The sequence below is a fragment of the Corallococcus exiguus genome, assembly GCF_009909105.1.
In the GTDB taxonomy this organism is placed as follows: domain Bacteria; phylum Myxococcota; class Myxococcia; order Myxococcales; family Myxococcaceae; genus Corallococcus; species Corallococcus exiguus.
In genome coordinates, this window is sequence record NZ_JAAAPK010000023.1 from 26280 (window position 1) to 33026 (window position 6747).

The window sequence follows — 6747 nt, forward strand, 5'->3', positions numbered from 1 at the left end:
CTGTCTGCACGGCCCTGGTGCACTTCTTGAGCACACGGCCCGCCCCTTGCCCACTGTTTCCAGGGGGCACGCGTGAAAGCGGACAGCCAGCCTCAACGTCCGGCGCGCTCGGCCTGGACCTCCCGCGCCTTCGTGAGGTCGTCCAGGAAGATGGCTTCCAGCTGACGTGCCGCCTCCACGTCCTCCAGTACCAGTGAACCTTCTTCCAGCAGGTTGAACGACAGCGCGTCGTAGTTGATGGACCCCACCAGGATGAGCCGGTCATCCACCAGCATCGTCTTCGCGTGCATCATCGACGGCTGGTACTCCCAGAGGCGCACGCCCGCTGCCCGCAGCGTGTCGTAGCTCTGGCGCTGGAGCAGCGTGATGGCCCGCTGATCATTCTTGTCCCCCGGCGCCAGCACCCGCACGTCCACGCCCGCGCGTGCCTTCTCCACCAGCAATGCCGTCAGCGCGTCGTTGGGCGTGAAGTACGCCTGCGAAATCCACAGCCGCTTCTTCGCCGCCTTCACCATCAGCTGCGTCAGCCGCTCCGCGCGCGTCACCTCCGGGTTCGCCGTGCTGCTGACGAAGGCCGCCCAACCTTCACCCGCGGCGTCCAGGCCGGGCTGCTCCACCGACAGCGTGGGGAAGTCCGTCTGGGGCAGGAGTTCGCCCGTCGACTCCTGCCAGTTCTCCGCGAACGCCTGCTGGAGCTGCGCCACCACCGGGCCCTGGACGCGCACGTTGGTGTCTCGCCATTCCTTTTCGTTGCGCGCGTCGCCCAGCCACTCGTCCTGGATGGCGAGCCCGCCGGTGATGGCCACCTTGCCGTCCACCACGAGAATCTTGCGGTGGTTGCGCGCCAGGTTCTCGTCCGCCGGCAGCGGGCGGAACAGGTGCGCTTCGCAGCCGGCTGCTTCCAGCCGGGGCTTCACCTCCGTCTCGAAGGGTCCACTGCCCAGCGGATCCACCAGCACGCGGCAGTGCACGCCCTTCCGGGCGCGCTCGGCCAGCGCTTCAATCATGCGGTCGGACGCACGGCCCGGCCGCCAGATGAACATCACGATGTGAATGGAGGCGCGGGCCCGGCCGATTTCTTCCACCATCACGTCGAATACGGCGCCGTTGTTCGCCCACCGGATGCGGTTGCGCGGTTCCATCCGCACGCCCGTCGTCTGGTACAGCGCCGATGCGAAGCCCGCCCCACGCGACCCCACCTGCCCCGTGAGCTGGAATGGACGTGACGACTCCTTCGTGTTGCACGCGGACGGACATCCCGCGAGCAGCAACGCCCCCATCATTCCCACCAACCATCGCCCGCCCTTGTCCACGTCCGTTGCCCGCGCCTCCTGACCTTCAGGGGTAGGCACCCCCGGGTGACGTGTCACCCGTGAGCACGAGACGAGTGTTCTCTGTCCACGGTGTGGGTGTGCGCACAGGGTGGTGAGGTAGGCATGTCGATCTCCGGCGACGTGGGCCGTCTTTTTCGGCGAAACCCCCAACTGTCTCCCGAAAGGTCCGTCCCATGGCCCGCTACCTGATGTTGCTGCACGAGAACCCCGCCCACTTCGCCGCCATGTCCCCCGCCGAACTGCAGGCCATCGTGGAGGAGTACGCCCGGTGGAGTGACGGGCTGCTCCAGGAGGGCCGCCTGCTCCAGGGCGAGAAGCTGCGCGACGAGGGCGGCCGGCGCCTGAAGCAGCAGGGCGGACAGTTGCTCGTGTCGGACGGGCCGTACGCGGAGGTGAAGGACGTGGTGGGCGGCCTCTTCATCCTGTCCGCGGATTCGTATGACGCCGCCGTGGCCCTGGCCCGGACGTGTCCGCACCTGCGCTACGGCGGTGAGGTCGAGCTTCGCGCCATCGAAGAGGTCTGACGGCGTGTCCTCCGTGACGCAGGCGCTGGAGCTGGCGTTCCGCGAGTGGTCCGCGGGGCTCGTCGCGGCCCTGGCCCGGCGCGTGGGGCTGGGGCGGTTGGACCTGGCGGAGGACTCGGTGCAGTTCGCCATGCTCCAGGCGGCGCGGACGTGGGGCTTCCACGGCATCCCGGAGCAGCCTCGCGCGTGGCTGCTGCGCGTGGCGCTGAACCGGCTGACGGACCTCTTGCGGCAGCGCGCGCCGGAGGTGCCGGAGGACTCGGAATCCGTGGAGGAGGCCACGCCGACGGAGGAGCCCACGCGCTTCGCGGCGGAGCTTCCGGATGATGCGCTGCGGTTGCTCTTCGCGTGCTGTCATCCGGCGCTCTCCCGCGAGATGCAGGTGACCCTCACGCTGAAGGTGGCGTGTGGCTTCTCCGTGCGCGAGGTCGCCGCCGCGTTGCTCGCGGATGAGCCCACCGTGGCGCAGCGCCTGGTGCGCGCGAAGCGGACACTGCGCGCCTGTCGAGCCACGCTGGAGGTGCCTTCTCCCGAGGCGCTACCGGAGCGGCTGGGCGCGGTGCACGCCGCGCTCTACCTGCTATTCAACGAGGGCTACGAAGCCTCCGAGGGCCACGACCTGTCTCGCGCGGAGCTGTGCTTGGAGGCGCTGCGCCTGGCGGAGGTGTTGCTGTCGCACGCGGGGACCGCGACGCCGGAGGGCCATGCGCTGGCCGCGCTGTTCTGCTTCCGCACCGCGGGGCTTCCGGGCCGCGTGGATGCGCGGGGCGCGTTCGTGCCGCAGGAGGCGCGAACCGGGATGGAGTCGTCACCCCTCTTGATGGCGCGAGGGCTGTGGCACCTGCGCGCTTCCATGGGAACGGTGCTGACGCCGCTGCACCTGGAGGCGGAGATCGCCCTCGTTCATGCGAAGACGTCCACACCGGGGCCCGAGGACAGCGCCCGGTTGCTGCGGCTGTACGACGCGCTGCTGACGCTCAAGCCGTCCCCCATCGTCGCGCTGGGGCGGGTGGTGGCGCTGTCGCGCGTGCGCGGGCCGGCCGAGGCGCTGGAGGCGTTGGGGCCGTTGCGCTCGGAGGCCGTGCTGCGGCGATATCCGTACCGCTTCGCCGTGGAGGGCATGCTGCTGGAACAGGTAGGGGCTCGGAGCAGGGCGGCGGATTGCTTCCGTCAGGCAGCGGCGCTGGCACGGACGCCGCCGCAACGTGAGTACCTGCTCTCCCGGGCCCGAGCCTGTGAGTAGGAACCCGCGTGCTACCGTTCCGCTCCGTCGAGACACCGGGAGCGGACATGGCGTTGAGCACGTCGGCGGACTTCAAGTCGGAGCTGGGGATGGATCCCCGTCACCTGCTGCCCCTCGTGTCGCGACTGGATGATTTCATCCGGCCGTTCTGCGCCGCGCTCGATGCGTTCCATGCGGACTGGAGTGGCTGGGGCAAGGCCTCGTACTTCTTGACGGGCAAGCAGACGTGGGTGGACGCGAAGCTGAAGGCGCTCGATACGGCGGAGCATCTGCTGTACCGGCTCTGCGACGTGGAGCAGGAGCGGCTCGCGCATTCCACGGCGTCGCGGCTGCTGTTGATGCAGCTCCTGGTGGAGATCCAGGAAGCGCACATCGAGATGGTGGACTACGTCCACGTGAACAACCTGAAGCTCTATACACCGGACCGCGGGACGCTGGGGACCGCCGCGTTGAACCAGCTGGACGCGGACTGGGATGCGCTGCGCAACGGCACGGGCGCGCTGAAGCTGCCCACCGGTGCGCAATACGCGCGCGGCAACCGCGAGGTGCGCGCCATCCACGCCCGGTTGTTGTCCCGTTCGCATGGCCGGGAGTTGATGCGGTGGATTCTCAGGGACACGGAGGCGGATCCGGAGTGGCCGGTGACGCTGGTGTTGACCCAGGCCTTCACGCCCTCCTCCAACTTCCGGCAGAAGGTGGTGGTCAACAAGCAGCGGCTGCAGGCGACCTCCGATGAGCTCAAGCGCCTGGAGGCCGAATACGAAGGGATGACCCAGGAGCTGTCCCGCATCGAGGAATCCGCGCGGCGAGGCAATGAGCCGTGGGGCGAACTGCGCAGCCGCCTGGCGTCGACGTCCAGGCCCTACGCCGAGCTGGCCGAGGCACGTGATGCGCTGAGCCCGCGCATGGGCGCGATGGAGGTGGAGATCGGCTGGTACGACGAGGACGGCCACGGCGAGGATTACCTGCTGAGCGAACCCGCGCCGGGGCTCGCGGGCAAGCGCCCCACCGGGGGACGCGGCTCACAGCTCAGCCTGCGCTCCGGACTGCGTGACAGCACGCAGCGTAACTACTCCCGCGACCAGCACCCCATCCCCGCGCCTGCGTTCATCGTGTACGGGCACGAGCTCATCCACATCCTGCAGAACCGCTACCCCACGCGGATGGTGTTGCAGCCCCAGCCGTACACGAACGTGCACGCGAAGCACGGCTACAGCAACACCACGGAGCACGAGACCATCCGCGCGCTGCGCAAGGTCCGCACGGCGGAGCACCTGCCCTTCTACGAGAACCAGCTTCGTGACGAGCACCAGCTCACGAAGCGCAAGCACCACACAGGTACATCGGCTTTCGAGTTGGGCGAGACGGATTGAAGCGTCCGCCATGGCCGGTAGTTACCGGGAAGAACGTCGGACGTGTGTCCTTTGCTGCCCTCGCCGGGCATTCCTGTGAGGCGCGTATGCGGATGACGTTGCTGGTGCTGGTCGTAGTGCTGTTGGCCACGGGATGTGCCTCCGCACTGCATCCGAAGAGCTTGAGCTACGCGCCGAGTGGAAACTCCGTCCGCTCTGGGCCGGAGCAACGGTCGCTGCACCGCCAGAGCGCACGTGACGATGCGACCGGCGGCGAGCGGAACTCCTCTCTGACGCGTGAAGCAGTTCTCGTGGGCATTGCCGAAGTGAAGGGCTCCCTGGGCGGCGTCGAAACCGCGCTCTCCAAGTTGGCGGACAGCCCTCCGCCTCTCATGGGATGGAGCCTCAACGGCGTCTTCACCCGCTACCTCGACCATGGCTCCAGTCAGGTGAAGTGGATGAAGGGTGCGCTTGGGAGTGCCACCGCGCTGACACGCGTGGCTTCGGATGTGGATGACTCGAACATGGAGCAGGGTCTCCTGCGCATGACGGGGCCGAAGCTCCAGGCGGCCATGTTCGGTACCCTGCTGCTGGCCACCTGGGTGGACTTCCTCCACCTCGCGGATGCGGTGCTCCGGAACTGTCCCACGTGCAGCGTCGAGAAGCTCTTCGTCGACCTGCATCGCGTGCAGGAGCTGATGGAGCCTGTGCTTGCGGACCTCGCCTCCCAGGACCCGGAGCGGGTGGAGGCGGCGGCGATTGCGATGCCGGAGTTGATGGGGAAGCTGACCCGTGAATTCGATGCGATTCATCGGGAGACCCGCGCGAGCATGAAGCTCGGTGGGCAGGTCCTCGCGGCGGTGCGGGCGGTGGAGATGGTCGCCATGATTTCCACTCTGAAGGTGTCGCTGCCACGGCTGCCTCCCTCGGCACCCGCGACACTGGGCGTGGGCTTCGTGATGAGCTCGGGCGGAGTCATGACGGGCTCGCGGCTGGTGGTCTCCGCCGAGTGGGTGGAGATGATGAGAAGGCTGGTGCGGGCGGGCGTCATCTCCGTTCCCTCCGTCAGCTCCGCTGTCCTCATCCACGGTGGACAGGTGCTGATGGCACAAGCGCCTCGGGACCTGCCTGAAGGTGTGCGTGAAGCGCTGGGCGACAGCCCCGAGGTTCGTGGCATGCACGAGACAGGCAGGGCAGGGGCGGGCATGTCGGACGCTCCGAAGCATCATGTCCTGCCTCAAGAGCACCGCGAATGGTTCGAACGGCGCGGCTTTAAAGGCGACATGGACATCGACCAGTTCTGTGTGCGGCTGGAGCAGTCCCACCACGAGGCGATTCACGGTGGTGGTAACTGGAAGCTGGGACGCGTCTGGCCCGACGAATGGAACCAGATGATCATGCGCACTCTGCGCGTAGCCGAAACGGAGGCCGGCCGGACGTTGACGAGGGATGCAATCCTGAAGCTCGTCGCAAGGGAGATGAAGCGCTATAGCATCCCCGCGAACTTCACCTCCTGGAGCGGGCGATGAACGAAGGTCATCCCTGGCGTGGCGATTGGCCTGCGCGGCTATATGAGCGGGTCCGAGAGTTCGGTTACAACTCCTTGACCGCTTTCGCGGAGGCACGTCCTACGGCCTCATTGGTTGAGCTGGCCGAGGCGCTGGGCAAGGAAGACATCGCAGGGGTGCAGGTGTTCAAGGGGCTGGTCGAGGAGGCCGAAAAAGCCCATCAGCTCACCCGCTTGGTGCGCAGTCAGTTCGTTCGTGAATTGTCCGAGGGACTCCCCAACGGCTGGCCGCCCGTGATGGATGACGAAAACCGAATCGAGGTCGCCATGGTGCTCGGGTCCTGGTTCGGTTTCACTCCCGTGACGCATCTGGCTCGCGTCGAGCAGGTCATGGAAGCACTTCGCGCGAATCCGCCCCCGCCCGGCTGGCGTCCGCTCGGTCCTGACGACGAACTGCTCCGCACGCTTTTGCCTGACGAAGAAGCCTGAGTGGACGCTCGGCTTTTCGAACCAGCAAGTGAGGTTCACCCGGGAGAGCAGCGATGACCGATGAACGCTCATGGCAAGGCAATTGGCGCGTCCGCTTGTACGAGCGGGTTCGCGAGCGCGGTTACGACTCGCTCACCGCCTTTGCCGAGGCGCGCCCTACCGCCTCGTTGGTTGAGCTGGCCGATGAGCTTGGCGAGGACGACATTGCCGGAGCGCAGGTATGAAGTTGCCCCGGTTTCGTGGAGTCCCACCCGCTGTGCGAAAAGGGTCCCACGATGCCGAAGTCACGCCCCCCATA

General features: G+C 67.3%; 6 protein-coding genes and 1 pseudogene. 6 read left to right on the plus strand and 1 reads right to left on the minus strand.

Annotated elements, in window-relative coordinates:
• Positions 1-92: 92 nt before the first annotated feature.
• A complete protein-coding gene (locus GTZ93_RS41860; protein ID WP_233607175.1) occupies positions 93-1313 on the minus strand; it encodes a phospholipase D-like domain-containing protein in 1221 nt (406 codons plus the stop codon).
• A 194-nt stretch (positions 1314-1507) separates the two neighbouring features.
• Here GTZ93_RS41860 and GTZ93_RS41865 point away from each other — a divergent pair, with 194 nt between their 5' ends.
• From GTZ93_RS41865 to GTZ93_RS41890, 6 genes and pseudogenes are all read left to right on the plus strand, one after another.
• Entirely contained in the window at positions 1508-1858 is a 351-nt protein-coding gene (locus GTZ93_RS41865) for a YciI family protein (RefSeq protein WP_120574657.1), read from the plus strand.
• 4 nt (positions 1859-1862) lie between these two features.
• Entirely contained in the window at positions 1863-3101 is a 1239-nt protein-coding gene (locus GTZ93_RS41870; protein ID WP_161663374.1) for an RNA polymerase sigma factor, read from the plus strand.
• Between the two features lie 47 nt (positions 3102-3148).
• The gene (locus GTZ93_RS41875) at positions 3149-4474 is read left to right on the plus strand and encodes a hypothetical protein (RefSeq protein WP_139922222.1); all 1326 of its coding nucleotides are present in this window, start codon (positions 3149-3151) and stop codon (positions 4472-4474) included.
• An 86-nt stretch (positions 4475-4560) separates the two neighbouring features.
• A complete protein-coding gene (locus GTZ93_RS41880; RefSeq protein WP_139922224.1) occupies positions 4561-5982 on the plus strand; it encodes a DUF2380 domain-containing protein in 1422 nt (473 codons plus the stop codon).
• Positions 5979-6449 carry an NUDIX hydrolase gene (locus tag GTZ93_RS41885; protein ID WP_139922226.1) on the plus strand — a complete coding sequence of 157 codons (471 nt, stop codon included), beginning with the start codon at positions 5979-5981 and terminating at the stop codon, positions 6447-6449. The genes GTZ93_RS41880 and GTZ93_RS41885 overlap by 4 nt, the downstream gene beginning before the upstream one ends.
• A 53-nt stretch (positions 6450-6502) precedes the next feature.
• A pseudogene (locus tag GTZ93_RS41890) lies at positions 6503-6670 on the plus strand (NUDIX hydrolase); the annotation flags it as partial.
• Positions 6671-6747: the final 77 nt, after the last annotated feature.